Genomic DNA, 25,859 nt, shown 5'->3' on the forward strand with positions numbered 1-25,859 from the left:
TAGAATGCAAATATCAGGTTGATTTAATGACCCATAAAAAGTTTGTTTCGCACAACATCAATTAACCACTACACCAAGCATCAAAAACTCTACCTTGCATAGCTTCAGGAAACTCTTCACAGTATTCTTCAAAAGCAGTTTTGAATATTTTCTTTGATTGTTGATGGGCGATTTCTGCTTGTAGTTCATCAACTGTATCCCAAGCTGCTCCACATTCTCTCGAATTCGGTGAAGTGCGATCGCAAATACTGCGGGCGTTTTCCACTGCATCGTGTAGTTCTTCTTCTAAAAGTACCTCTTGGGGTTCTTCAACAAATTTACTTTCACTAATAATATCGCTAAGGGAAATAATACCTAATAGTTTTCCTTGAATTACAGGTGCTCTGAGTAAGTGATATTCGGCAAACAAACGCGCCACATATGCTACACCGAGATTAGGGTTAATTGCCATACAGGGCTTGCTCATTATTTCATGTACGCGCAATTTGGCAGGATCTTTACCAAAAGCAATTACCTTGTAAACTATATCAGCTTCGGTAATAATGCCATAAGCATCCTGGTCGTGGCGACGTTCTACAATTAATGCACGCCAACCTCTGGAATTCATTAACTCAACCGCTTGTGCTACAGTTGCCGAACTGCGAATAGTTGCAACATCTTTAGTCATTATGTCTGCGGCTTTTAGCATAACTACCTTCCCGTATTGCTTTGTAATTACGTTGTCTTGCTTTCCATCGCAAAACTCAGACCGTACCTGTAATAGAAGGGATTACAGTTGTTTAAAAAATTATTCTGGTTTGTAAGAACCAATATTGTTTGATTCCTGATAATTGACCTTTAGAATCCTTTAAACTCGACACCTTCCTTATAAACAAACAATTTGAGGAAATTGTGAGGTTTTTCTACTAAAATCAACTCCGGTCGTAATATTTCCAAGAATAAAGAGCCCGTAATTGGGGCATCTTTTTCAATTGATGTTCCTGTATCCTTTTGAGGATATCATCTAATATTCTTACTGCTTCTCCTTGATAACGTCCTTTATTTAACATGACGCATTCAGCCTTTTCCGACATAGCAGTATCAGTCATTTCAGCACGAGAAGGAATTCCTTGTTTCACCAGTTTTTCTAACACTTGTGTAGCCCAAATCACTGGGACATGAGCAGCTTCACATAGCCAGAGAATTTCCTCTTGCATTTCTGCTAAACGCTGATAACCAATTTCTACAGCTAGATCACCACGAGCAATCATCACACCAAAAGGATACTTACCTGCAGCATGAACTATTAATTCTGGAAGGTTTTGTATTGCTTGAGGTGTTTCAATTTTTGCAATTATTGCTAAAGGATTGGATCGTTTAATCTGACGAGTTTGTAACTCTTGCTCTAAAAGATCGATATCTGAAGTATTTTGAACGAAAGAATATCCCACAATATCTGCGTGGGATACAATAAAATCCAAATCTTGTTTATCTTTTTCTGTAAGGGGACACAAATTAAGTAAAGTATCAGGAAAATTGATTCCTTTATCTGGCAACAGTTTACTACCCTTATGGCTAGCATGGGTAACTTTTACCAGTACTCCCTCACCACTTAACGACTCAACACAAGCACCGATTCGTCCGTTATCAATCCAAACATTAGCACCTATTTTTAAACTATCTAGCACTTCTGGTATTGTGCAAGTTAATTGTGGATATCCAGTATCGCCAAAACTAGAATTATTTGCAGATTCTGCACCCAATAAATCGCGTCGTAAGAATAAATAATCTCCTGGGAATAAACGGTCAGACTCACAGAAGTTAATAGTTTGCTCGATACGAGGTTTTGGTCCAGCTAAATCCATCATAATTTTACAGGGTTGTCCTGTTTCGCCCTCCGCACGATGTACGTGATGAATCATTGCCTCCCAGAGTTCTGGTGTATCATGGGCACAGTTTATTCGGACACAATTAGTTCCTTGTTGTAGTAAACTTCTAACATACTCATAACTGCTAGCTGCTGACTTGGGTAATGTAACCATAATCCTTACCCAACGGTTATTCCATGGTTTTCCCAATACATCTTGTGTATGACGTCTGAGCAGACGATGTCCTTCTAAAAAAGATTGTATTGAAGGACGAGGTGGAAGAGGATATGATTCTGTTTGACAAATAGCAGCTAAAGTTGCGATCGCTGCGTCCAAGTTAGGTAGTACTCTGGCTTCAATTCTCCCCAAAGATGATAGTCCCCAGGGAATCAAAGCTGCTTGTAAAGGGCGTAGATCGTGACTTTGCAAAGCTAGATAGTATGCTAAATTTTGAGCACTTTTTCGGAAGGATCGACGTTTAATAAGGGGTTCCCATCGTTGAAAAATTTCTTCTCCCTGTTGATAAATTGATTGCCGAAGTTCTTGTAAAGTAGCAAGTAAAACTTCTGGGTTTTTTAAATCTATTGTTTTTATATCGGTTGTATTACTTTGAAGGGAGAACATAAAATCATCTCCTAGCTCGAAATCCAAAATTCAAAAATTACAATTCAAAACCTACAATTCAAAACCTACAGTTCAAAACCTAAAATTCTAAATCCCTATGTTAAACATCAGATTTACTTAGGCAACTGTATAAAACATGGACCATCGTTATGCTGTTTCATAAACACTCAATTTATGAAAACACTGGTAGTAAATTTAAAAATCTTGTAATCTGTACGTAAATAAAAACTCTTCATTTTTATTTATAAGTAAAAAACTTGAGAAACTTGTGAGGTCGCAGACGGAGTGATGAACTCACAAATTCCTCATTTTTTTAACCTATAAGAAAATTAGCCAATAATTATTGAGTATTCTGAATTTAATAAATTTAATAATTAATAAAAGGCATCCTTAAAATGAGACAACAACAACTCAAAGCTTATCTACAACTAATTCAAGAATTGCTAAGCTGTGCTCATGGAGAAGAATGGACGTTGCTAGAACGTAACGAACAACTAGTTACTCCCGATCTAGTACAGGTGATGGAAGAAATCGCCATGCAGTTAAAATCAGACGGAAGGTTGGATGCAGCCAAATACCTCCAACATTGGGCTGGACAAATCAACCATCTGTTTGAACAAGCAGTTCACCACCAAAGTAATGATGAAAAATCCCAAGCCTATCTCCAGCTTATTCAAGACTTATTGGATTGTCCCAGTGGTTCAGAAGCCGATATTTTAGAATCTCATCAAAATTTAATTGACCCCAATTTGGTGCGAATGATGAAACAAGTAGCAGTTCAAATGGCTACACGTCAAGAAAAGGGAGCAGCTCGTTTCTTAAGTAATCTAGCTGCAGAAATTAGTCGAAATCTAGTACCGGTAAAGAATTTCAAAGCAAACTTACAAAAGGATGCCAAAGAGGCTATTTTAGATACAAATCATCATTTTCCAGATTTTAAATTAGATGATGAGTCTGCCTTAGAAGATATTGATGGAGAAATTCCACAATTTGACCCACTCAATGAAACCTTTGCCAAAACTGAGAATATCACTCCACAATCTATCCATTTTGAAGAACGTTTAACGGAAATCACTCAGTCATTAATTAATCTACAAGAAATATTATTTTCACGATTGCAACCAGTAAACCCACTTTGGTACATGGATATATTAGAACGCGCCTATACTTTGGGTTGGGTACTAACTACCGAAGAAGTGGAAGAGTTAATTGGGGTCAAGCCTAGATGTGAAGCCGGTAAAAATTCTTATCAACGTGGATGCTGGATGTTTGTGAAAGCCGGTAAGATGGGTTTACATACAGGTTGGCGCGTTATTAAGGAAGAAGTTGAGGTTTCTGAAGAAGTTTAAAAATAGCTTGGTATCGAACAAATTAGACGCTTTTCCCAAATATTAGTAAAGTGCGATTGAATTAAATCCAATCGCACCCACTTACAAGTCATGTTTGCAAGTCATTGACAACTATGATTAACAACACGAACAAAGTTAAATCCTTTTCTCAAAAACGGAAACCAACTCCTGCTTGCAAACTCACAGCATCAGCAGAACTGTCTTCATAAGCATCAATACCCCATTTCGCATCACCATATACGACGACGCGATCGCTAACTTCTGATTCTGCACCAAGAGTAATCACAGCTGCATCCCTATTACCTAAAGGGCTATTTTCGCCTTCATCTGTGACAAAGGAATAACCAGCACCAATATAAACATTAGTATTATCAGCAATGGGTACATCGTAAGTTAGCATTGGCATGATGGCTGTAGAGTCGCCACCGAATAGAACTGCACCCCTAGCGGAAACTGGTGTTTCAGGAATCGCATAACGTCCTTGAACATTACCACCTAATACTGCTGCATCGTTATCTTGTCCACCATTGGTAACGCCAGCAGAAACACCAGCACCAATGTAACTACCATCCATACCTGTTGGCTTTGCTGCTGCAATTCCGCCCGAAAGAAGAATGGAGGAAGCAACAAGCGTACTCACCATTACACTAGTAAGTCTCATATTACCCTCCTAATAAAAGTTAAGCGGAAGATTTTCTATATCTGCTTATCTTTTACTTGGTGTTAACTCTTAAAATATTGTTTTTTTGACAGAAGTAATGTCTACTACCTATCTATTTTTAGGTTAACAATTTAATGTGAGGAAATTGTGATTATTGTAATTAAAATTAATTTTTATAGTGCATTTATATGCATTGAGCCATAAAATATGAATCCAGTTCAGGAAACTCTTTAAAAGTCATTCAACTCCTAGAGAAAATCGTTAACATTTCTTCACTTTGCGATTACGGAGTATAATTTATCCGATACAAGACTGACTGACTAAATTTGTATGAATACTTAATTATTTATAGTATCTACAAATACTCGTAAAGCTCGAGCGTGAAAAAACTATGTTATGTAAATATTAATACTTGCTTGTGTTTTAACTTAATTATATTTGAACCCGATCAATTATTTAAGTCACGTTAATGTTTTGAAAAACCCCTTTCCCTTTTTTACTTAAATGTGGGAAAAATATAACAACCGGACATGAACTCAGCAGGATATGAGATTCAATTTATCGTCCTTACTTTGACTCGTAAGCACCCACATCAATGGCTTTACCTTGATTTCGTTTTTTACCATCTTTGTCAAACTCTACGTCTGGGTCAATCCTAAAACCACTATCAACTGCTGCTGAATCAGATTTGAGATGGAAATCATGACCGGAAGAATCCATAAATCTGATTGAGTTAACTTCAGTATTATCAGAAGATTTCACGTTTGTGGTTCTCTTACCACCATCGTAAAGGTTACTAAACCGATCTGTGAATAAGTTATTTTTCAAAGTCACATTCTTCGCATCTTCGATAAACCCATTTCGATAAGTGCTATCAGCAAAGATATTGTTAGTAACCGTTATATTACGAGGTTGATAGCCTCCAGTGTAGCTCTTACCGTTTATGGTAATTGCTTGGACATTATTGGAAAAAGTATTATTGAAAATCTCGACATCACGAACATTATTGCTGATTCCAATTCCTTGTCCACCATTTACTCCTTGTTTACCGTTGTCGTAAACAACATTATTGAAGACGCGGATATCAAATACATCACCTCTACTGGGGTCTTCGTCTGCGATCGAAATCGCATCAGCAGTGTTTCCATAAACTTCATTGTTGTAAATATCAATGTTGAAGGACCTAGCACGACCACCATCAACATAGATTGCAGAACCTCCATTGTAGCCACCAGGTGTACCAGAAACTAAAGAAGTACCAGTTACCTTATTGTCATGAATAGAACCATTGCGAGAACCAGTTTTTGCATCTATTCCTTCACGGTTACCCTGATCTACGGTGTTACCAGCTACTTCGAAGCCATCTACACCCCATATACTTAGAGCTTCTTGAGTTCCATTTGTGTCGCCACGACCTTTCCATCTCCAGTTTGCTCGTTCTATAGTATTGTTAAGAACTTTAATGTCTTTACTAGTGACCTCTTGTTCTCCGCCATCATAGTAAGTGTCTGGTAAGACGATAATACCGGAGGCTCCAGTTTCATAGGTGTGATTATTTTGAACTGTTATGTCTTCTGCATCACGTAAAGAAATTCCAGCCCAGGATGTATTTTCAATACGGAAGCCATCAATCACCCAATGACTCTTACCAGCTGACTGAATAACACCTTCACGGAAACCTCCTTTAGTTGGATTCGGGTCTTTCAGTGTGACATCACCGTTAGCTTTAAGGGTGATTCTACCCGAACCACTTTCGCCAGATTTACCAAGAGTAATTAATTCTGTATAAGTACCAGGTTGCACCAAAACAGTGTCACCAGCTTTTATTGGAGAGTCTTTACCGACTGCATGGTCAATGGTTTTCCAAGGTTTATCTTTTGTTCCTGGATTATTATCACTTCCATTTACAGAAACGTAGTATTTATTTCCAAAGGAGTTATTTTCTTCTAAAGTTGTATCACCAGAAATCTTATCAGAAGAATTCACCTCAGAAGAGTTTTGTTTTTCTGAAGTGACATCTGGGGAGATGCTATCAGAAGATTTTTTCTGTTCTGAGTCAACGTCAGGAGACATCTTATCAGATGAATTTTTATCAGAAGAAGAAGTTACTTCGGAAGGGTTTTTATCCTCTGAAGTTAGATCGGGAGACATTTTATCGGACGAATTTTTATTTTCTGAGTTCATATCAGGAGACATCTTATCAGATGAGTTCTTACCAGAAGAATTTACTTCGGAAGAATTTTTCTCCTCTGAAGTCAGGTCGGGAGACATTTTATCAGAAGAATTTTTATTTCCTGAATTCATATCAGGAGACATCTTATCAGATGAGTTCTTACCAGAAGAATTTACTTCGGAAGGGTTTTTATCCTCTGAAGTCAGATCGGGAGACATTTTATCGGACGAATTTTTATTTTCTGAGTTCATATCAGGAGACATCTTATCAGATGAGTTCTTACCAGAAGAATTTACTTCGGAAGAATTTTTCTCCTCTGAAGTCAGGTCGGGAGACATTTTATCAGAAGAATTTTTATTTCCTGAATTCATATCAGGAGACATCTTATCAGATGAGTTTGAAGAATCGACTGGTACAGATTTTGGCTCTGGATTATAGGTTGGTAAAGGATTTTCGACAGATTCTTTCTTACTACCTAAACCAGTCAATGTATCAACATCACCTTTTCCTGAGTCACCAACGAGGATGTCTTTAGTACCATTGAGGTTGTCATTCCCATTATGTTTACCAAGAAGTTCATCGCCTTGAACATCATGATTATATTTTTTAAAAATGTCTTGATATCTGCTGAAAATATCGTGATGTAGATCGTGGATGTCATATATATGATCTGTTGAATCACCTAAAAGCTTTTCTCTTCTTTCTAAGAATCCATCAATATGATCTTGAATTTTGAGAGTAAGTGCTTTATGTCCCTTATCCGAACTGAAAGGCTTATCTTCTAAAGGATTACCTGAATCAGTGAATACATCTAAACCTTGATGTAGGGTATGGACGTCGGGGGTGTGAGAATGTGTGAAATCCAAGGCTTTTCCTCAATTAATTCCTTAGTTAGCTTAGTTATCTTTGCAACCGAGAACGATACGACTGAAGCTATCATTCTGTGTCAAATACAGAAAAACTGAAAAGCAATTCAGTCGTCATTAGACTTACCTCTTTCGGGAATACACCACATGCTTATTTCACGTCAGAAAACTATATTGTAGACGCGATATCACTCCTCTTCACAGGATTAATACTGTTCGTCAACGACGACCATTATTAATATTTGCCATCGTAAATACATGAATAATTAGCTTGAACACAAACATCTATAAATCGTAGGATTTTCCGATCTCATAATCGTCACATACTCCCAAAAAAAACTAGGCTGTTTGGTATGCAATTTTGGTAGATGTGTATCCTAGCAGATGTTTCCTTTTTTGTGAAACCGACTAACTAATTTTCATCGTATTTCTGAGTACGGCTGAAAATTACACACCAAGATTGCAAGATTTAACTGTGGTTAAATCTATCTTTAGTATTAGCTAAGAACAAGCATTTGTGAAGATAGTTTATTGTTTTTTTTAGATTAAGATGAAAATAAAATTTTTATACAAAATTCATTACAGGTGTTAGTTAAAAACTTGACATTCCTTAGCTGCTCCCAAAATCAAATTTATATTGGCTAGTCAGATAATATATTTTTAAAACTCTATTGAATTTTAATTATTTTGTTGGAACTAAAAATTTTCGAGCACAAAGATAAAAATACTACATCTGTTTGTAGTTTGATGAACCTATAAATCCAGGAATAAAATTCTCATTAAAAGCCTGAAACAACCTCCATATATAGTTATGGACTTTTATTTAGTGTTGAAATGAATTAATCAATTACATAATCAGAAGTTATGTAAGCCTGCGTCAAATCTAAATATAACTTTTAATAGATTTTTCTTTAAATCAAAATTCGATCAAAGTCTATGTATTTTAGGTGACAATTTTTGATCAAGGTTCGCCAATTAAACTCATTAGCTTTATTTATTTTATTTTATATTTTGATTGTTAATTTATCTCTTTAAAAAGTAGTTTGTATTTGTAGTTACACTATTAATGGTGATATAAATATACATATACTTAGCTTCAGGATTATATATTTTTTACATTATAATTAATTTTGCTATAGAAGAAACTAGATATTTAGTGGATCCATTGTATATTCTCAGGCATTTTAGTTAAGTTTTATTAATCAATGACTCTAAGAGCAATTAAAATCTACTATTTGTCAGTTGTTTAATTCTTTAGGTTGTTATGGTTGATTGACAATTTTCGTAACAAAAATGTTAAAAACTAGGAGCAAAAAATTATTAATGCATCTAAAGGTAGAGGACTGACAAAAAGTTTGATAACAAAAAGTTTGGTAAATAATTAAAAACCATAACCTAAAGAAAAAGTCACTCCATTTTCTTGTAGGCTGTTTCCATTAATTTTGGTATTAGTCAAGGGAATACCATAATCTATACGAGCATTGAACCTGTCTCCAGCATTAAAATTTAATCCCATCCCAACTGAGACTAAAGAGTCAATATCAACTGCTTCATTGTTTCTATTCCAAGGTAAGCCTAGATCGATAAAAGGGATTATTTGTAATAGACCGTCTAGTTTATTCATTCGCAGGACTGGAATTCTTAATTCAGCAGAAGCAAATAATCCACTGTTGGACAAACTGACATCTCTTCGATAGCCTCTGACACTAGTTGCACCACCCAAACGAAATTGCTCTAGAGGAACTAATTTATCTGCAAGTTGAATCTCTCCTCGTAAGATAAAAAGAAAATCTTTATCTAGCTGACGCGCCCATTGATATTGTCCTCGCCAAGCAACAAAATTACTATCTGGAGGATTATCATTAATAGTGGCATCAAAAATATCTACTCCCACACTAAGCTGCGATCGCAATGCTAAAACGCTACGGTCGCTGCGTTCTGTATATTCTTGGAAAATTCGCAAAGCACTAATATTAGTATTACCAGAATCATCTGCACCTATGGATAAAGGAAAAGGAATATCCAGTAAAGAAGTCTCGCTGTGCTGACGAGAAAAGCTAACTCCTAAGGCTAATTCGCGATTGGGTTTATAGATAATTGGCTGTCGAAAGCTAAGTTGGTAGTAGTTTGATTTAGTTTCGATATCTAAGGGTGTGAAAGGATTTTCGACAATGTCATTAGAATTGAAACCATAGGCAAAACTAATAGTACCGTTTTTCGCATTAATTGGAAATGTATAACCAATATCAAATCCGTTACTACCTTGAGTATTTGTATAGTTTAGTTGGAACTTATCCCCAAATCCCAGAAGATTAGAATGGTTTAAAGCGATATTACGACTATTAGATCCAATTGAAGGTGATTTATGGTTGTCTAAAGAGGAGGATAAACTAAAAGCATTAGCTTCTTTAAGTTCTATATCTAGACGACTCATACCAGGAGCTAAACCTGCAGATAATTCTGCTGAAATATTGTCAATGAGGGGGTCGAGGCGCAATATTTGCAAACGTTCTAACAGTTGCTTTGTTTGCAGTGGGGTTGGAAGAGAACTAAGACGAGAAGCTATGTAGCGATCGCTCAGGCGCTTATTACCATTTACCTTAATAGATTCTATTCCACCTTCCAATACTTCTATTTTGACTATACCATCTTGTAATTTTTGGGCTGGCAAATAAGCACCGGAATTTACATAACCATTATCTATATACAGTTTGGAGATAGACGAGCGCAATTCGTATAGCTCTGCTATTGTAACTGACTTTCCTTGAAATTTTTTAATGAGTTGGGAAATTTCACTTTGAAATAGACTATTACCTACAACTTCAATCTTTTTGACTTTAATCGGGTCAAGAACAATATTAAATTTTGAGTATTGAGAAGCTTCTTGAACTTTTTGATTCTCTATAGCTGTAGGAAAATTTTGATTGGAGATATCTAGATTAATAGGAGAATTTTCCAGCTTATTTGGGAAAAATTGTCGATTTTCTTGCTCTATATGATTATTGAAGTCTATAGGATTAAAATCTACAGCAGTTTGCGCTTGAGAAGTTTTAATATTACAGATATTAACAATAACAATAAGACTTAAACTATACCCAAAATTTAAAAAGTATTTGTGTAGAAGATTTTTGTATAAAAAGTATTCACAAATGCTCATATTAACTTTATTGGAAGATGCAATACTTGAGTTATCCCTACTTCTCCAGTCAAGACATTGCGTTAGAATTATTTCCCATCTTCTTACAAATTCTTTAGAGAAAGAGAAAGGGAATAATTTGAGAGTTACTTTCCTCAGAGAAGGTGTCCCCTGATTTTGTCTTGAGTTTATAAAGTCATCACCTACTAAAACATTGGAGGATTCAAGATTACTCTTTAACTTCATAGTTAGTTGAAGCTAAGCCTCATTGGTAAGACACCCTATTTTAAGTAACCAATAAGTAAAGCACCTGAGTAATTTTGACTAGAAGAAATTCAATTATGTATTTCAATGATATAAAAATACACTCAAGTTGAAGAAGCAAATAAAAGTGATAATGGAGTTTTATTAAAACAAGGTAAGAATCCCTGTATTGACCATAAGTACAGCGGAAAATCCTCACGACTAAAGAAAATTTTACGATTTAAATTATTGATTTAAAGTGAAAAAATTACTTATTCCCACCCTTGACATTACTCATTTTGCTATAGCTCCCGCAAAGGAAAAAATAACAAAGCTTCAAGAAATAGCTCATTCTATTTGTACAGCATTAAGTACTTATCCTCATTTTGTGGTTGTCAACGGCTATGCTCCTATTGAAGATCGCACCAACTTGGTCAACCTGTCCCAAGCTATTTATGCAATTTGTTCGGGAAAATCCACTTTAAATTTTAGTTATGAAAACCAAGTAAAAGTTTCCTTTACACAAGTGCGAATTAATCAAACAAAACCTACAACAAGTGGAAAAGTTACCCAGTATAGCCGAACTCACCTACCTTTAGCACTCCATACCGATTCATCTTACATGGATAGGCCCCATAATTTGGTTGCATTTCAGTGTATCGTTGCAGATAATAGAGGTGGTGAGTCTATTATGATTCCCATTGAAGATATCTTACGACAAATTGATAGCGAGAATCTTGAATTATTGAGAGCTTCAGTATTTCCGTTTGGGGATAATATATATCCCATTATTTCTGGTGTCGCAGGAGATGAGCAAATTCGTTACTATCGATCGCAAATCGACCGCACCCTAGAAATTAAAAAATTATCTTTATCTAGAAAATATCGTAGTGCGATCAATAATCTAGACACCGTGCTTCAGAAGTCTGCACAATTGATGCAGTTTTCTCTGCAACCAGGACAAATTGTGTTTATGCACAATAAAAAAGTACTACATGGACGGACTGGATTTCCTCTAGATAGCGATCGCTTACTTTACAGAGTTCGCCTCCATGTCAACAGTTTTGAATTTGAATCTGCTAATCAAACTCAGACATCAGAATATATTCGCGACTCAAAGACATCTATTTTAAAGGGTCAGAGTAAGCAAGAAGATTTAGTTTACAAGGATAAGGATATTGATTCTTCAACTATCCAAGAAATAAAAGATTTCCACGAATTTACAAAGGTACTCAAACCGAGTAATCATCCTAGTGGTTCACCATTTAATAATGCAACTCTACTCAATATCTATGGTCAATTTTTACTGAGTAAAGGAAAATTTCCACAAGCAGCTAAAGCTTTTCTCCGTTGCTTAAAAATTTCTCCTAATGATTACGAAAGTGGTCTAGCCTTGTCTAGTCTTGCTGATGCTAGCGGAGACTATAATGCAGCCCGCGCTATATTAAATCAGGTTGCTCGAAGTCATCCTCTGATTTGGGAAGGAAAACCAGATCCTCAGAAGTCAACATTATTAAGAATTCGAGGAATAGAAGGATCGGCTTATCGCATTATTCAACAATATGACGGTACTTACAAAAACCTATTGCGAGGTGGTCATTTCTCTATTAAGGACTTTGTCAACCGGAAAAGATATAACTTGATGACTCTCAATCTGTTGGAAAATAATATTGACGAGTTAAAAGATATTTCCAACTTTGATCTAATTCTCAACACAATTGCTTGTCCAGACTTGAAACGAGTATCACTAATTACTGCTGCTAGATTTTTAGATCGCTATCCTAATATTCCTGTCATTAATCATCCTCATCAGGTTCTGGAAACAACCCGCGAACGTAACGCATTGCGACTTAACTTGATTCCGGGTGTCAAATTCCCCAAAACAGAAAAACTCAAGTGGGATGGTGTTTCTGTAGATGCGATCGCAAACGAAATCTTTGGTTTGGGGTTTGTTTTTCCTGTTATCGTTCGTCAAGTGGGTTCCCAAACTGGATCTACAGTTAAACTTGTTAATAATAAACAAGCACTTTGCTCTCATTTCCAAAATATACCAGCTAACAGAGAGTACTACATCATTCAATTCCAGGATTACCGTAATGAGCAGAATGTTTTTAACAAAATCCGAGTGTTTTTTATCGATGATAATTTCTATCCAGTAGCAAACTTATTCAATGATTCTTGGAATGTTCATTCGGGAGACCGTTATAGCATCATGGACAAAAACCAATGGACACAAGATAAAGAACAGTCTTTTTTGAACGATCCTGTCAGCTATATCAGTAGGGAAAACTTTGATAAACTCTGTAAAATTCGCGATCTAGTTGGTCTTGATTTCTTCGGAATTGATTTTACAATTCTCCAAGATGGAACATTATTTATCTTTGAATTGAATGCTGCGATGAGACATAACTTTGACCATGCGAAGAATTTTCCTTATACAGAACCTCACTTAAGGAAAATATCTAATGCTTTTGATGCTATGGTTCAAAGGCGTTTAAAAAAATCTAATGAAAAGGACTACTAGAACCTGAAGATGTTAAAAATAGATTTCTATGTTATTAGATATGCTGGTTTTATATATTGCTGCTTAATAGATTGCTTAGGCTATTATGATTACTGGAATTAATCATCTCACCTGGAATGTCAAAAATATAGATGTCGCTTTTGACTTTTATGTAAATATTCTGGGTTTAAAACCAATAATGAAATCCAACAAGAGTGCATATTTTTTAGCCGGAAATGTTTGGTTAGCTGTGACTAAAGGCGAAAAATGCTTAGATCGAGGATACGACCATATAGCTTTTGATTTGGATAAGAATAATTTTGATTCATTGGTTGAAAAGTTGAAGCAAAACAATATTCCTGAATGGAAAGAAAACAATTCAGAAGGAGAATCATTTTACTTTCTCGATCCTTCTGGTAATAAATTTGAACTGCATTACTCGAATTTAGAATCAAGAATTAAGTACGGTAAAGAAAATTGGGGGAATGATATTGAATGGTATGTATAAAGTTATTTTTAGCTTTAAATCTGCGACTTAAGCAATCAACACCTGATATTTGTTATGTAAAACTATCGGGAAAGTGAAATGAACACTTTCCCAATTAATTTTTTTAGTTGTGGTAAATGCAATAATTTTGATAATCCTGTAAACATTCTTAGCTAGTTTTCCCTGAATTACTTCAGCAAATCAAAGTGTAACTTTAGTTAAATTTTGTAGCCTGATAGTTAAAAAAGAATTGAAAGTTTCGAATTAGACATACTCAAAAGCACTGTCACTAAGATTTAAGGTGATGTTATCTTCTAGAATTGCTACTAAATCTCCATCGCGGGAAAGGAAGATATTATCTCCTTGCTGCTGTTGTTGATAATCTTCAGCAACTCCATGAAGTTGGAGAAAATCAACTGTAGAATCAAAATCTTTGATTAGAGCATAATCTTGATGACCAGCTGTAGCATAGTAGGCTTGGTTTGCATCTCCCAAGATAAACTTATCTGCACCATCAACACCGGTTAAGATATCTTTTTCATAGTAACCAGCAACTACTTCATCAGTACCATTGATGACGTCATTACCAGCACCGCCAGAAATAGTATCATTACCACCATTACCAGTTATATGGTCGTTACCAGCGTCAATATTATTACTACCATTAGCGGTAGATAATTTAATCTCAATAATTCCTCTTAGAGGTATATTTTTCTTATCACCCCATTGATTTTGATAATTCATCCTGACATAATCGCCACCATTGACATTATTCGGTTCTCCAGGGACCCAATTAGTATATGTAAGAGCTTCTCCGCTGCTCCACTCAAATTGTCCTTCGACATTTTTGTCGGTTAGACCAATCCACAATTCTTCGGTACTACCAAAAGTTGTTTTCAACCACTCTTCTTCTGAAGCATCATTGATTGTGACTAAGTTACCACCAATACTTTCCGCATAGGCTTGTGCTACATTCCAAGTCATTGCAGTATCAGTAACAATATACTTACTACCGTTATACACTGCACCATCAATTCCGGAAGTAGAAGATGAAACCTGCTCAACATCTACCACTAAGCGAGGAGCCTTAGCACCTTCTGCAGAGTCAAAATCAACTCCATCAGATCCTGTGGGTAGAAAAGCCCATCCATAATTACTAGTGGGGTCCGTTTGCCAAGATTTTAAGCTTTCTGTAACATCAATTCTCAAAATACCTGCACTAACAGAACCAGTAGTAGCAACTGCTGTATTAGATGCTTCTACACCATTGGCTGATACTCCGTTATCATAAGTGTCCCAAGAATACCAAGTAACATTATCTGACCAGCTTTTAAGCATTTCATGGACCTTAAAACTACTACCCGGATCAGAAACATCAAGTTCTAAGAAGGCAGAGTTAATGGTACCGTCCAGAGCAATTTGACCTTCTTGAGCACCAAAGATATCTTCAAAGCGAATTAAACTATGAATTGGATAACCCAAGTCATTGCTATCTATATTGAGGGAAGTTGCATTACTATAGCTTGTGGTCCAATAGTACCCATTTAACTGAGTGTCAACTGTTCCGTTGTAGCCATTAACTCCTTGCTGGAAAGTTAAGGTTTGAGGAGTTTTAACAGCAATACCATCGTCTATATCATCACCATAGATTGAATCATTACCAGAGTTACCGTAAATTTGGTCATCTCCTGATCCACCGACAATAGTATCATTACCACCAGCGCTAGACCAGTCAATTTCAATAATGCCTCGGAAAGATGCATTTGTGGTTACATCATCCCACTTATTTGTATTAGGATCCCAGATATGACTCAAGATAGCGTAGTCTTGGTTTCCTTGAGAATCATCCGGTTGATTGGGAGCCCAATCGGTATAGATGCCATCATTGGTATTACCGAGAACCCAATCTACAACTTGACCGCTAGCCCATTTCCAGGTTCCTTCAGTTTCCGCATCAGAGAAACCAATAAAGAGAGCTTCTGTAGTACCAAAGGTATCTTTCAACCATTGGTTTTCAGCAGCATCGTTAATAGTAACTAAGTTACCACCGTAACTTTCAGCTTCAGCTTGTGCTTCTGTCCAAGTACCAGCCTGACTTAAGATATAAGTACTCCGACCATAGTTAAAACTACCAGCAATATTAATTGGGGCAATATTACTCGAATCGTTTGCCTCATCTTCCCCGAAGATAATATCATTACCTTCACCACCATCAATCCCATCATTACCATTACCACCTCTGAGGATATCGCTATTTGCTCCCAGTTCTATTGCAGTAGCTGTTGTATCAGTGGCGTTGGAAGTAGTATTAGAAGTATCGTTAGTATTAGGAGTGTCAGTAGTATTGGAATTTCCAGTGATATCGGAAGTATCAGTAGAAACTTCCACAGGAACAAACTCAATATAGTCAATAAAACCTTCTGGAGTAAAATCTGCCAAACTATCAATACCGAAGGTGTCACCTTGACTCAATTGAACGTTATTAATAGTGCGCTTAGTAAAGTTTCCTGCTTCTAATTGAGAATCATAAAGAACATCATCAAGTTTCCAGTTATCAATTTCAACTCCGTTTACTTTAACTTTTATCCTGCCCTGATTATATTTTGATTCGCCAACTTTCCCGATATCATGATAACCAACAATTACATTATAGAGTCCAGATTCCAGATTAAAAGTTGTATTTCCGTAAATCCATTGGTTATCTGAATTGGGTCCAATTAACTTACCACCAGAGGCGTAAGTTTTACTTTCTTCCTTATACACTCCCGTCCAATTCATTTCTTCAGCTTCAAGTCGAACAGGGTCTTTTTCTAAAGTTACATTGTTGTTGTTAACGATGGGAACGAAATCAACATAGTCGATGTAAGCTTTATCGTATACGACACTGCCACCATCGTCATCATCATCACCACCACTACTAGCTGCGTAAGCAACTGTATTTAGAAATAAAGATTCACCACCGTTAAGACTAACTTCACTGGCAATAGTCCTGGTTTTAAAGTTGGAAACACCAGGAGATGTACTTCCCGAAGTTTGATTTAAATACCAATCATCTATTGTACTGGATCCTAAAGAAGCTGTAATCCTAGCATTACCATAAACATCGTGATAGCCAATCACAATATTGTATAGTCCTGCTTGTCCGTTAAAAATGGTACTGATGTTAGCTGTAGAATTAGTCTGAACCAGAGTCCCACTAGAAGCTAGATTGTAGTTTCCAGACAAGGTCATATTTTCTGCTTCGATTCTCATTGGGTCTTGAGCAAGTTCGACAGTAATGACTTCTTCAGTTGTAGTATCAGTTTCAGGAGTAAATAGACCGATCAGAGGAGTTAAATTATTGCCAAAGGCTTTTTGTAATATCGCAGAGTAGCGATCGCCGAAGATAAAATCATCACCGCTACCACCATTTCCAATATCTTTTCCTTCTCCCCCAACCAATAAATCTTTTCCTGCTCCTCCTTCTAAAGCATCATTTCCTTTTCCGCCGATTAAAGCATCGTGTCCTGTATCTCCATTGAGGAAATCTCTACCTTCTCCTCCGTCCAAGTAATCATCATGTTCGCCGCCCATCAGGACATCTGCGCCAGCTTCGCCAAGCAATACATCTTCACCAGATTCACCAGATATCAGGTCATCTCCTTTCCCACCTTTGATCGAATCATTACCATCAAAGCCAAAGATAGTGTCATAACCTTCGCCACCAATTATAGTGTCGTCTCCTTCGGCTCCATCAACTAAGTCATCACCTTTACCAGAAACTATATTGTCGTTGCTGGTGTCCCCACCAATGATGTCATCTTCATGACCTCCAGTAATGTCTCCGTAAATAACATTAGTTATCTCACTGTTATTCTGTCCTGGTAATCTAATGTCTGTGAAGTTTCCATTATCTTGACTCGCAAAGAATACTTCTTGCCACCAAGAGTTACCTCCCTCATTATCTTGCGACCACCATTCATAGAGTTCTTGCCAGGAAGAATTACCTCCCTCATTATTTTGTGACCACCATTCATAGAGTTCTTGCCAAGAAGAATTACCTCCTCCGTTATTTTGCGCCCACCATTCGTAATGTTCTTGCCAGGAAGAATTACCTCCCTCATTATTTTGTGACCACCATTCATAGAATTCTTGCCAAGAAGAGTTACCTCCTTCATTATCTTGCGCCCACCACTTATAGCTTTTCTTCTTCATTTTGCGTAAATCTTTGAAGAAGTCTTTGTCTGGCTCATCCTCATTCGTGGTGTTATCTGTGGTGGTAGATTCAGAAGTAGTTTCGGTTGTAGTGGATTCGGAAGTTGAATCTGTAGTATTAGATTCAGAAGTAGTTTCGGTTGTAGTGGATTCGGAAGTTGAATCTGTAGTGTTAGATTCAGAAGTAGTTTCGGTTGTAGTGGATTCGGAAGTTGAATCTGTAGTGTTAGATTCAGATGTAGTTTCGGTTGTAGTGGTAGATTCAGATGCTGCAGCTGCAATTTCTGCCTCTATTTGCGCTATTAAATCTAAAGAAGATACTGGAACGTTTGCATTTTCTTCTATCCACTCAACAGAAACACCGAGTTTTTCAGCTAGTTGAATCTTGGCTTGGGCTAGTGTTAATTCTAATCCTTGTGTGGTGAATAACTGTTCCACGTCACCAGCACTTTCACTTAGATCGTAACCCATGACATCAAAAGCTAAGACATCCAAGTCAGTAATAGATGCTCGCTCTTGATACCACAGAGTCGGATCCATAATCCCTAGAGGGTCGTAACGTCTTTCCCAGTGGCTAGCTTGATAACCGTCTCCTTCTTTACCTGTAGACATCTTGGCTGTTAAAGTTTCTCCACCGTCAGGCGAGAACCAAGCTACTCCACCGATTGATAAATCACTTACGCTCCCGTCAGGGTTGTTTTGAGCTAAACTTTGCGCGGAGAAACGGAATAAGTCTAAAGGGCTAAAATTTGTTAACTCCGTACGACCAGAATAAAGAGTATCTTGTTGCAAGGAGAAATCTAAACTGCTGGTAAAACCTAGAATATGTCCCGTTTCGTGGAGCGCTACACTCAAAAAATCGAGGGTATTTTCTGCTGCTTCACTATCCCTTAAGTAATTGAAATCCCAGGAAAAATCCTGGTTCATCATAATTGTGCCATCGAGGAAATGAATTGAATCGTCGAGAACATAACGATCCAAACTAATTGCTTCATTCATTCCCAAGGCTTGAGCTAAGGCAGTGGTTAACTTTATTTTGGTATTACCGCCAATTAAATCGCCATTAAGTAAGAAATCAACGGTATTTCCTTGTTGTAAAGCATCATAAGCAAGTTGGTCTTCTTCCGAAGTGATGTCTGCAGCAAAATATTCTAAAAATAAGGCGTAATGTTGTTCGTGATATTCGGGAACTGCTCCACCAATTATATTTGCATCTAATTGGTCTGTACATTTGGCAAAGATATTGATTTCAATGTCATCTGCAAATAATTGACCCCAAAGAAGAGATGTCATCTCGTAACCAATCATTTGTTCGAGACTGACATTCATATCGTAAAGAAAGTTTATTTGCATATTCTGATGTAATTTAGAGTAAATAAACGTTTTTCAAATTTTTGTACTTATCTTCTCAAGTTTAAAAAACCTATTATTGATTTGGGCAAAATCGATATTAAACTTTGATGAAAGTATCAATAAAAATAAGATTTTAAAATAAATTGGCCTCAGTATTAAGACTGAAATTACTCAAATTGTTTAGCGATCTACATTATTTTATTTAGCTACTTGCTTGTTCTATTAATTTTGATTCATTTATCTTTGGGTCATCTTTCTCAGGACATGTCCTAAATATAATTTTCTTGAATTTATAAATGATTTTTCGTAAAAATTAATGCATGATTAATTTATCAGTAATTTTTGGGAATAATTAATTTGGAAATGCGGTTAAATGTTTTTATTTAACTCTCACTAACTTTAAATGTTAGAGATCTAGGGTGAGCCATGAATAACGTTTATTTTTCTTTATCACAACTGGAAATCAGAAAGAAAAACAAAAACCTTTATCTGATATTATGCTTGGTATTTTGTTCGTTATTTGGCAATACACCAAAAGTCTCAGCACAATCAACACAAATTCAAATTATCCCGGATACTACTCTTCCCATCAATTCTGTAGTGTCCCCCGATACTAGTGGAAATTTGATTGAAATTACTGGAGGAACAGCTGCAGGAAATAATCTTTTTCACAGCTTTCAACAATTTTCTGTTCTTGATGGTCAAACAGCTTTCTTCAATAATGGATCGAGTATAGGAAGTATTTTCAGTCGGGTTACTGGTAGCTCAGTTTCTAATATTGAAGGGATAATTCGTGCAAATGGGACAGCTAATCTATTTTTTATTAACCCCAAGGGCATTATTTTCGGTCCCAATGCAACTCTGGAGATTGGTGGTTCATTTTTAGGAAGTACTGCAGAAAGTATTAAATTCAGTGATGGTAATTTTTATAGTGCTGTTGACCCCCAAGCACCACCTTTACTAAACATCAATATTCCCGTTGGTTTGCAATATGGTACTGAGCCAGGAAATATTATTGTTGAGGGGACTGGGAATAGTACGGGTTTTGCTGACCCCAGTAATAATGATTATTCTCTAGTTAAAAACTTTCGTCCTTCTGGATTACAAGTAGACCAGGGAAAAAATTTAGCTTTGATTGGAGGTAATATCGCTTTAGATGGGGGAAATCTAACCGCAGCAGAAGGACATATTGAATTAGGTAGTGTTAAGCAGGGTTTAGTTGGACTTAATACTAGTAGTGAAATTTGGACATTTGACTATCAAGGAGTAGCTGGTTTTACAGATATTGCTTTAGCAAATGCAGCTTCAGTGGAAGTTAGTGGTAATAGTAGTGGTACGGTTAACGTTCGCGGACAAAATATTTCTCTAACAGACGCTTCCGCCATTCTCTCTAACACTTCAGGAAATGGAACGGGAGGAAGTATTACTCTTAACGGTGCAGATTCCGTCAGAATTACAGGGGTATCTCAAAACCAAATTCCTTTTGTTTCCTATGTTTCCACAGATACTACAGCAGGTTCAACAGGAGCAGGGGCAGATTTAAATATTGATACCAATTATTTATTAGTTGCTGGCGGCGCTCAAGTAGCTAGTGCTATTTTTGGCAGTGGTAAAGGTGGAAACTTAAGTGTAAATGCAGAGCGGGTAGAGTTAATTGCAGGTTCCCGCGTAGCTGGTTCGAGCGGTCTGTTTGCTCCCATTGTCCCAGGAGCAACTGGTGATGGGGGAAATATTAATGTAGACACCGATAGTTTATTAATCGCTGGAGGAGCCCAAGCTTTTACTCTTTCATTTAGTAATGGTAAAGCAGGGGATTTTAATATTAAGGCACAAGATATTGAACTTAATGGAACTTCTCCTAATGGGACTCCTAGTGGTTTATTTAATAATACTTTTGCCGGTGGAGATGGAGGTAACTTAAGTATTAATACTGATACTTTAAAAGTTATAGACGGTGCTGATATTGGTTCTACCGTTGGAGGCTTAGGAAATGCTGGAAATATCGATATTAAAGCAAATAATATTGAATTAAGCAGCGTTGATTCTTTAACAGACCCCAGTCAAATTTCTGCTTCCGTCCAATCGAGTGCGACAGGAACAGCTGGAGATATTAACATCGAGACTAACAGCCTCAAGCTTAGTGGTGGAACCCAAATAAATTCCAGTGTACTCGGTACCGGACAAGGAGGAAATCTTGCTATTAAAGCCAGCGAGATTAATTTAACTGGATATTCTGCAGTTGCTAACAGATCTACTGGTTTATTTGCAACTGTTATTCCCGGTGCAACCGGTAATAGTGGTAATTTAGCGATCACAACCGATAATTTACAGGTATCAGATGGAGCACAAATTGCTGTTAGTACTGGTGGTTCTGGATCTGCTGGTAATCTTACAGTTACAGCATCCAACTCAGTAGAATTGAGCGGTAATGCAATTCAAGCTGGTGGTGGTAGTAGTGGTTTATTTTCCAGTGCGGTTTTGGGGAATGGAAACGGTGGAAATATAAATTTAACAACCGATAGACTAACTGTAAAAGATGGTGCAACTATTAGTGCAAGTAACTTCTTAAGTGGTAGCAATGCAGATATTTTAGCAGGAACAGGAACCGGTAAAGCAGGAAATATCAATATTAACGCCCCAACCATTGAACTAGATGGAGTAGATACTGATACTCCTGCTAGCATTACAGCTTCAACTTTTGCAGGGGGTGGGGGAAATATTTTTCTTAATAGCAACACAATTACCGCTCAAAATGGCGCTCAAGTAACAGCAGAAACTTTAGGAGAAGGTGCTGGTGGTGCTATTGAAGTTTTTACAAATAATCTAAATCTTACTAGTGGTGCAACTTTCAGTAGTAGTACTGTTGCAGCAGGAGATGCGGGAATAATCTCTGTAAATAGTAACTTGCTGGATATCTCTGCACAAGGAAAAATTACTACTAGCAGTACGGGGACAGGTCAAGCTGGCAATATTAATTTAAATAGCGATCGCATTCAAACAGATGGAGGCTTTATTACTGCAACTTCAGAACAAACAGGTGGTGGTGATATCAATATTTTCAGCAATGAAATTCTATTACGAAATAATAGCTTAATTAGCACCAGCGTTTTAGATAGTAATGGTGGTGGGGGAAATATTTTTATTGATAATTCTAATTTTATTTTGGCACTCAATAATAGCGATATTAGAGCTAATGCTGTATTTGGACCAGGAGGTAATATCGATATTACAACCGAACTTATTTTCACCGATTTAACCAGTGATATTGATGCTTCATCTCAGTTTGGACTTGATGGAGTTGTTGAGATTAAAAGTCCCGAATCAGAAAAAGACTTAGGTACGGGTATCTTACCTGAAGATATTACAGATCCTAGTGGTCTGATTACAGCAGCTTGTCCAAGTAGTGGCGAAAATATTTTTGCAGTTACGGGTAATGGGGGAATTCCCAATAGTCCATATCAGAGTCATTCTCTTAGTTCAAATTGGCACGATCTGCGTCCAGCTACACAACAAACAACCAAAGTAAATACAGCAAAAGTCGCTCCCTCAAGAAAGCCGATTAAAGAAGCTACAGCAACTATCATCAATTCAGATGGTGAGTTAGAATTAGTCGCTTTGAGCCCTTTATCCACACACAATTGGATAAAGTCTAGTTGTCGAGGCTAACCATCTCCTAACCTCCCCTTGGTGAGGAATATCAGTTTTTATAGATTACTAAATTATTTAGCAGTTAGGATTGCCATATCCAAATTTAAGACTATTGAAAATTTAAAAGTATTGAGAAACTTTAATGAAATTAATATTTATGCGTAATTTTATCTTAGGAATTTTGATTGGCTTAGGAATTGTTTGTACTCCCGTAGCAGTTGTTCGTGGTTTACCCCCAACAATAGAACAAAAAATAAATACTGGAAGAGAAGCGATGTTGCGCGGTGATTACTTAAATGCGATCGCCCAATGGGAGAAAGCTAAAAATGAAACATCACGCTTAGAAGCTAAAGATCTAAAAATTGAAGACCTGGAGAGCAAAATACTGATTGATGTTTTTTTGTCCTTGGGCTATCAAGAAATAGGTGATTTAGTCCAAGCACAAAAAGCTATTACTTCAGCAATTAAACTATCAGATAATCAAAAATTAAACTCCACTCTCGTCGCTAAAGTTCTCAATACTCAAGGTAATCTCGAACTCAAACAAAATAATCCCCAAGCAGCAGCTTTAAATTTTCGCAAAGCAAAAGAAATATATCAACAAGAACGAGATACTGAAGGAGAGGTTGGTGCTACAGTTAATGAAGCAATAGCTTTACAAAAACTGGGTAAATACCGCACAGCAAAAAAAAACCTTCAAGAGTTGGAAACAAAGTTAAATTCAATACCAAAACTACTACAGGCATCAGTATATAAAATCTTAGGAATAACCTACGCCACTATTGGAGATTTTCCCACAGCAATCGAAAAACTCGAAGCCAGTATTGCTTTAACCCAGGAAACAGATATAGAAGCAACAGCTAAAACTGGAATTGACTTAGCTGCGGTACTTCAGTTTTCTGAGCCCCAAACTGCTACTAAATTATTGCAAGAAGTCGCATCGGTGTCGAAGAATAGAGAAACCCAAGCTATTGCTTTGCTTAATTCCATTGATATTGACATTGAAAGTCAAAATTGGGAGCGAGCTATTACCACTGCAAATCAGAGTCAAGATTTAATTCTGAACTTACCAAACAATGATTTTGCCAAAATCGATTTAATCAAAAAAATGGCAAAATTAGAGTCTTATACATCTCCTAATTTTAGAGCTTCTCGTCAAAATAAAAGCTCTAGAATTATTGCTTCTAAATCTATCTCTAACAAGCGATCGCAACCCTTAATTAATAACCGACACAAACAGTTGTTAGAAAAAATAGCCCAATCCGCACGATCTAAAGGTACTGCGAGGACAGAATCTTATGCTATTGGGACTTTAGCTTATATAGAGGAACAACAAGGAAATTTAAATCGAGCCATCGAACTCAATAAATATGCTCTCAGCTTAACTGATGCGATTGCTGCTGATGATATAGCTTATCAGTGGGAATGGCAATTAGGAAGAATTTTTAAAACCCAAGGGAAAATCGAGAATGCGATCGTATCCTATCAAAAAGCCGTAAATAATTTGGGTAAGATTCGAGAAGATTTAGTGACTTTCAACCCAGAATCACAGTATTCATTTCGTGAAAGTGTAGAACCTGTCTATCGTCAGTTAGTTGAGTTATTAATTTCTCAACCGACCCAAGATAATCTCATCCAAGCGAGAAAAACTGTAGAATCTTTGCAGATGGCTGAGATGGAGAACTATTTTCGACAAGCTTGCTTACAAGCTAAACCTGAAAAAATCGAGCAATTCGATCCCAAAGCTGCAATTATTTACCCTATAGTCACAGAAAACACTCTTGCAGTTTTAACTTCTATTCCAGGTCAACCGATTAAGCTGCAAATTCAACCAATAACAGCTGCTGACCTTGAAAGTAAAATCATGGGATTAATGGCACAATTTAACCCAGTTTCTTCCGACGAAGAAAGAAAAACTCAGTCTCAAGAATTTTATAATTGGTTGATAAAACCTACACTTAATGACTTAAAAGCAGCAAAAATCAAAACTTTAGTCTTTGTTCTCGATAGTGCTTTGCGTAATCTTCCCGTAGCTGCTCTTTACGATGGTGAAAAATATCTGGTAGAAGATTATGCGATCGCCCTTACCCCAGGGTTACAATTACTACCTTCCAAAGCAATAAATAATAAACGCGTTGAAGCAGTGGTAGGAGCTTTGAGTGAAGCAAATCAGGGATTTTCTGCTCTACCAGCGGTAGAAAATGAAGTGCAAGACATCGCAAACAATGTTAATTCTCAACTTTTACTCAACCAGAAATTTACTAACAATCGTCTTCGTAAGACTTTAAAAGAAACAACCAGCGCACCCATCTTACATTTAGCAACTCATGGTCAATTTAGTTCTAAACCAGAAGAAACATTTATTCTGACTTGGAACGATCGTATCGGAGTTAATGAACTTGAAGAATTACTCAAAGTGCGAGAAGAAACCCCCAAATTAATTCCTATCGAGCTTTTAGTACTGAGTGCTTGTCAAACTGCCGAAGGAGATACTAGATCCGCTTTGGGTATTGCGGGAATTGCCCTCAGGTCGGGGGCAAGAAGCACAGTTGGAACTTTATGGCCAGTATCAGATGAATCAACTTCTATCTTGATGAATGAATTTTATCAGCAAATCAAGAAAACTTCTCAAAATAAAGCCCAAATATTGAGACAAGCGCAGTTAAGGCTAATTAAATCCAAAAAATTCAATCATCCTTTTTATTGGGCTCCATTTGTATTGATCGGAAATTGGACTTGACATCTCCCCCGGTAAAACATGGAGGATTCTAAACT

At 36.8% G+C, this 25,859-nt stretch carries 11 protein-coding genes; 5 read left to right on the plus strand and 6 right to left on the minus strand.

Annotated elements, in window-relative coordinates:
* Window positions 1-61: 61 nt before the first annotated feature.
* Together BC008_RS30765 and BC008_RS30770 are read right to left on the minus strand one after the other, a co-directional pair.
* Window positions 62-688, minus strand: a complete 627-nt coding sequence (locus BC008_RS30765) for a CP12 domain-containing protein (RefSeq protein WP_027845908.1) — start codon at window positions 686-688, stop codon at window positions 62-64.
* 223 nt (window positions 689-911) lie between these two features.
* Complete coding sequence (locus tag BC008_RS30770) at window positions 912-2,471, minus strand: pyruvate kinase (RefSeq protein ID WP_027845907.1); 1,560 nt, start codon at window positions 2,469-2,471, stop codon at window positions 912-914.
* Window positions 2,472-2,866: 395 nt separating this feature from the next.
* On the opposite strand from BC008_RS30770, the gene BC008_RS50805 reads away from it, so the two are divergent.
* Complete coding sequence (locus tag BC008_RS50805) at window positions 2,867-3,820, plus strand: hypothetical protein (protein WP_027845906.1); 954 nt, start codon at window positions 2,867-2,869, stop codon at window positions 3,818-3,820.
* 148 nt (window positions 3,821-3,968) lie between these two features.
* Here the strand turns inward: BC008_RS50805 and BC008_RS30780 are convergent, their stop codons facing one another.
* The 3 genes from BC008_RS30780 to BC008_RS30790 all read right to left on the minus strand — a co-directional run bounded on the left by BC008_RS30780 (window position 3,969) and on the right by BC008_RS30790 (window position 10,902).
* Entirely contained in the window at window positions 3,969-4,481 is a 513-nt protein-coding gene (locus BC008_RS30780; RefSeq protein ID WP_027845905.1) for an outer membrane beta-barrel protein, read from the minus strand.
* A gap of 567 nt (window positions 4,482-5,048) precedes the next feature.
* The gene (locus tag BC008_RS30785; protein WP_235595961.1) at window positions 5,049-7,520 is read right to left on the minus strand and encodes a right-handed parallel beta-helix repeat-containing protein; all 2,472 of its coding nucleotides are present in this window, start codon (window positions 7,518-7,520) and stop codon (window positions 5,049-5,051) included.
* 1,381 nt (window positions 7,521-8,901) lie between these two features.
* Complete coding sequence (locus BC008_RS30790) at window positions 8,902-10,902, minus strand: ShlB/FhaC/HecB family hemolysin secretion/activation protein (RefSeq protein WP_082650673.1); 2,001 nt, start codon at window positions 10,900-10,902, stop codon at window positions 8,902-8,904.
* Window positions 10,903-11,158: 256 nt separating this feature from the next.
* On the opposite strand from BC008_RS30790, the gene BC008_RS30795 reads away from it, so the two are divergent.
* Both BC008_RS30795 and BC008_RS30800 read left to right on the plus strand, forming a co-directional pair.
* Window positions 11,159-13,423: a TauD/TfdA family dioxygenase gene (locus BC008_RS30795; protein WP_027845359.1), complete on the plus strand. Its 2,265-nt coding sequence runs from the start codon at window positions 11,159-11,161 to the stop codon at window positions 13,421-13,423.
* An 85-nt stretch (window positions 13,424-13,508) separates the two neighbouring features.
* Window positions 13,509-13,910, plus strand: a complete 402-nt coding sequence (locus BC008_RS30800) for a VOC family protein (protein ID WP_058184167.1) — start codon at window positions 13,509-13,511, stop codon at window positions 13,908-13,910.
* Between the two features lie 243 nt (window positions 13,911-14,153).
* Here the strand turns inward: BC008_RS30800 and BC008_RS30805 are convergent, their stop codons facing one another.
* The gene (locus BC008_RS30805; protein ID WP_082650674.1) at window positions 14,154-19,436 is read right to left on the minus strand and encodes an NF038122 family metalloprotease; all 5,283 of its coding nucleotides are present in this window, start codon (window positions 19,434-19,436) and stop codon (window positions 14,154-14,156) included.
* A gap of 426 nt (window positions 19,437-19,862) precedes the next feature.
* Between BC008_RS30805 and BC008_RS47740 the strand changes: the two genes are divergently transcribed.
* On the plus strand, window positions 19,863-23,102 hold the full coding sequence (locus BC008_RS47740) for a two-partner secretion domain-containing protein (protein ID WP_027845302.1): 3,240 nt from the start codon (window positions 19,863-19,865) through the stop codon (window positions 23,100-23,102).
* 139 nt (window positions 23,103-23,241) lie between these two features.
* A complete protein-coding gene (locus BC008_RS30815) occupies window positions 23,242-25,824 on the plus strand; it encodes a CHAT domain-containing protein (RefSeq protein ID WP_161938184.1) in 2,583 nt (860 codons plus the stop codon).
* Window positions 25,825-25,859 lie beyond the last annotated feature (35 nt).

It is taken from the genome of Mastigocoleus testarum BC008 (genome assembly GCF_001456025.1).
Classification (GTDB): domain Bacteria; phylum Cyanobacteriota; class Cyanobacteriia; order Cyanobacteriales; family Nostocaceae; genus Mastigocoleus; species Mastigocoleus testarum.

Bases quoted from the DNA above. Each gene is read 5' to 3' on its own strand.
- BC008_RS30780 (WP_027845905.1), bottom strand. From the start codon at position 4,481: ATGAGACTTACTAGTGTAATGGTGAGTACGCTTGTTGCTTCCTCCATT.
- BC008_RS30800 (WP_058184167.1), top strand. From the start codon at position 13,509: ATGATTACTGGAATTAATCATCTCACCTGGAATGTCAAAAATATAGAT.
- BC008_RS50805 (WP_027845906.1), top strand. From the start codon at position 2,867: ATGAGACAACAACAACTCAAAGCTTATCTACAACTAATTCAAGAATTG.
- BC008_RS30765 (WP_027845908.1), bottom strand. From the start codon at position 688: ATGCTAAAAGCCGCAGACATAATGACTAAAGATGTTGCAACTATTCGC.
- BC008_RS30790 (WP_082650673.1), bottom strand. From the start codon at position 10,902: ATGAAGTTAAAGAGTAATCTTGAATCCTCCAATGTTTTAGTAGGTGAT.
- BC008_RS30805 (WP_082650674.1), bottom strand. From the start codon at position 19,436: ATGCAAATAAACTTTCTTTACGATATGAATGTCAGTCTCGAACAAATG.
- BC008_RS30770 (WP_027845907.1), bottom strand. From the start codon at position 2,471: ATGTTCTCCCTTCAAAGTAATACAACCGATATAAAAACAATAGATTTA.
- BC008_RS30815 (WP_161938184.1), top strand. From the start codon at position 23,242: ATGCGTAATTTTATCTTAGGAATTTTGATTGGCTTAGGAATTGTTTGT.
- BC008_RS47740 (WP_027845302.1), top strand. From the start codon at position 19,863: ATGAATAACGTTTATTTTTCTTTATCACAACTGGAAATCAGAAAGAAA.